3 protein-coding genes are annotated in these 3,117 nt (G+C 60.0%); all 3 read left to right on the forward strand.

The window, feature by feature from the left end:
* Window positions 1-1,851, forward strand: a 1,851-nt coding sequence (locus tag HX812_RS31730; RefSeq protein ID WP_178949158.1) for a type VI secretion system Vgr family protein, incomplete at its 5' end; no start/stop codon positions are given.
* Window positions 1,848-2,648: a DUF4123 domain-containing protein gene (locus HX812_RS31735; RefSeq protein ID WP_038850405.1), complete on the forward strand. Its 801-nt coding sequence runs from the start codon at window positions 1,848-1,850 to the stop codon at window positions 2,646-2,648. The genes HX812_RS31730 and HX812_RS31735, both read left to right, overlap by 4 nt.
* The coding region (locus HX812_RS31740; protein WP_178949159.1) for a DUF3304 domain-containing protein at window positions 2,645-3,117 on the forward strand (473 nt) is incomplete at its 3' end. The genes HX812_RS31735 and HX812_RS31740, both read left to right, overlap by 4 nt.

Genomic DNA, 3,117 nt, shown 5'->3' on the forward strand with positions numbered 1-3,117 from the left:
GCCGAGATCGGCATCTGGTACCGCTTCAGCAGTGATGAGCGCCTGGGCATCGATGTGGTCGAGTTTTGCGACGATCAACGCCTCTATCAGTTCGATATCGAGCTGCCGTTTCGCCCGCAATCAGGTCTGGGCAGCAGCGGCCAGGATGGCGTCTGGAGCCTGCAATCGAGCCACAAGGTCGTCGAACAGCACGTGCATTTTCGTGCCTACCAGCACCGCGATGCCCGCGCCCATCTAAGCGGCGAGATCGACCAGAGCCGGGGCGCGACCACCACCTACGGCGAGGCCTACCACTATGCCGAACCCTACCGCGTACTCGGCGATGCGCTGTCCCAGGACGAAGACCTGCAAAGCGAAAGCGGTTACTTCTACGCGCGGCTGCGCCACGAGCGTTACCTGAATGGGCAGACCCTGTTCAGCGGCATCAGTAGCAGCGCCACCCTGATGCCCGGTCAGGTATTGAAGGTCAGCGGCGGCGCTCCCCAGGCTTTTGCCCCGGGTGTGGTGATCACTGGCCTGACCACCACCGCCGCGCGCGATAAAAGCTTCGAGGCCACCTTCCAGGCCATGCCCTATTCAGAAACGGTGTGCTTTCGCCCTGAACTGAAGGACAAGCCACAAATCGCCGGCACCGTCCCCGCCCGCGTCACCAGCCCGCAGGCCAACGACCCCTACACCCATATCGACCTGGAAGGGCGCTACCGGGTGAGTTTCCTGTTCGATCGCGACAGCTGGAAGGCCGGTGAAGAAAGCGTCTGGCTGCGCCTGGCCCGGCCCTACGCCGGCGACACCCATGGCCTGCATTTGCCGCTGCTGGCCGGCACCGAAGTGGCGGTGGCCTTCGAGCAGGGCGACCCGGACCGGCCGTATATCGCCCATGCCCTGCACGACAGTGAACACGTCGATCACGTCACCCTGCGCAACGACAAGCGCAACGTGCTGCGCACTCCGGCCAATAACAAACTGCGTATGGATGACACGCGGGGGCAGGAGCATATCAAACTCAGTACTGAACACAGTGGCAAGAGCCAGCTCAACCTGGGTCACCTGGTGGATGCCGGACGCAAAATGCGTGGAGAAGGGTTTGAACTGCGCACGGATGGTTGGGGGGCGATTCGCGGCGGCAAGGGGTTGTTTATCAGTGCGGATGAGCAGGCGTTGGCTTCGGATCACGTGCTGGCCATGGCCCCCGCCTCGAATTTGGTCGCAGGCGCAACGCAACAAATCGCCGACTGGCAGGAAATCGCCCAGGCACATCGTAGTCGTCAGCCTTCGATCGAGGGTTTGCAGCAGTTCCAGGACAGCGCCAAAGACTTGAAAGCCCCGGCCATGTTGTTCAGTGCGCCCAAGGGTATAGGTGCGGTAACACCTGCCAGTATGCTGCTGAAAAGCGGCAAGTCGCTTTACCTGCAGAGCCGCGAGGAGATCAATTTGGCGGCCGCCCGGCGTCTGTCAGTCCATGCCAACGAGGCAATCTCTCTGTTGGCTCAGCAAGAAGGTATGCGCCTGGTTTCCGGCAAAGGGCCCCTGGAGATCGAATCCCACGGCGACGTGATGAAACTGATTGCCCGGCAAGACATCACTTTGCAGTCGGTACAGGGTCACCTGCAACTGACGGCCAAAAATGGTATCACCCTTGGGTGCGGTGGCGCCTACATCCGGCTTACACCGAAAGGCGATATCCAGATTCATGGCCCAGGCCTGATCAGTATCAAGGGCAAACATCGACTAAATCCCGGGACCAGTGAGCAATTTCCTTTGCCAGAGTTGCCGGGTTCGGTCTGCAAGGAGTGCCTGAAGAAGGCGCATGCCGCTGCACAAGGCTTCGTTCGCAGAGAGGTGCAAGCATGAGCGCTGTTCCTCACGAGGCTTGGATAGAACTGCTGGAAGTGTCCTGCACAGAAGTGTCCGTCACCTGCCTGGATCTCATCATTGATCAGGCTGGCAGCGAGTACCCGCTACTGCCCAGCGTACTGAGTGTGGAGCCGGCATTGCCATGGTACTCATTGTTTACCGACCTGCCTGAACACGCTGCCAGCGAGTTGGCGCCGTTGCTGGTGCGTGTTGACCTGGCGCAGCCTCAGCAACACCAGTGGTTTATCGGGTTGGTGCAGGCGCTGAAGGGACGCTCCCAATTGCTGGTGTTGGCCTCTTTTTGGCCTTTCAAGGAGCTGGCCGAATACCTGGGACGGTGCCTGGAGGTACGTCATGAAGGATACCTGGGCTTGCTGCGTTATTACGACCCGCGTGTCTTCCCATTGCTGTTCAGCCATGTGCTTGAGCCGCAGCAGCAACGCTGGTTGCTTTGTCCTGCTGCGTTCTGGAGTTGGTTGGATCGCGACGGCATTCCCCATCGCTTTCAGGGCAGGGCCGATGCGCAAGCATTGCCGGAGGACTTCGTGCCTATCGAGCTCAGCGATAGCCAATTGGAAACGCTCTGCTGCGCCAGTGATGCCACGACAGCCATGGTGAACCTGGCCGATGCGCTGCCGCTTGGCGCGAGCGCCGAGCAGCACTTTCAGGCGTGCTACGTGGCCATGCTTGAGGCCACCCAGGCGGGGTTGTTGCTCGAGCCCGAGCGTCAAGCCTACACCCTCGACCGGTTGCGCACTCTTTGCGCGCCATCCTCCGACGAAGACAGGACATGAATGGTATGTACAGATCCAGCGACGGCAGATTTAGCGTTGCCATGCTCGGTGTTTTGGCAGGCGTTTTGTTTGCGCAAAGCGCTTTGGCCAGCACGCTCGAAGCTATAAATCATACGCACTGGGCGATCAACCGCTTCAGTGTTGATGGGCGTTCGGGCATCGACATCATTGGCCCTTATCAGGGGGGCGGGGGTGGATGCTGTTATGTCGCGCCCGAGCGTTGGCAGGCGGGGATGACGGTGCGTGTTGATTGGGAGACTGGGGAGGGAAGTACGAAGGAGTATCCCGGAACTGGAGATTGGCCTAAGTATTTGGCATGGGTCGAAAAAATCGACGCCCAAAAACGTCAGCTCACCAAAACAGTTTCCATCCCCGACTACACCGGCCAAAAAGTCTGCGGCCTCACCGTGCACTTCCTGCCCTGTGATGACATCCAGGTCACCACCTCCTGCTACGCCTACGGCAGCCC

Origin of the sequence: Pseudomonas sp. IPO3749, assembly GCF_013386605.1 — a bacterium.
Lineage (GTDB): Bacteria > Pseudomonadota > Gammaproteobacteria > Pseudomonadales > Pseudomonadaceae > Aquipseudomonas > Aquipseudomonas azotoformans_A.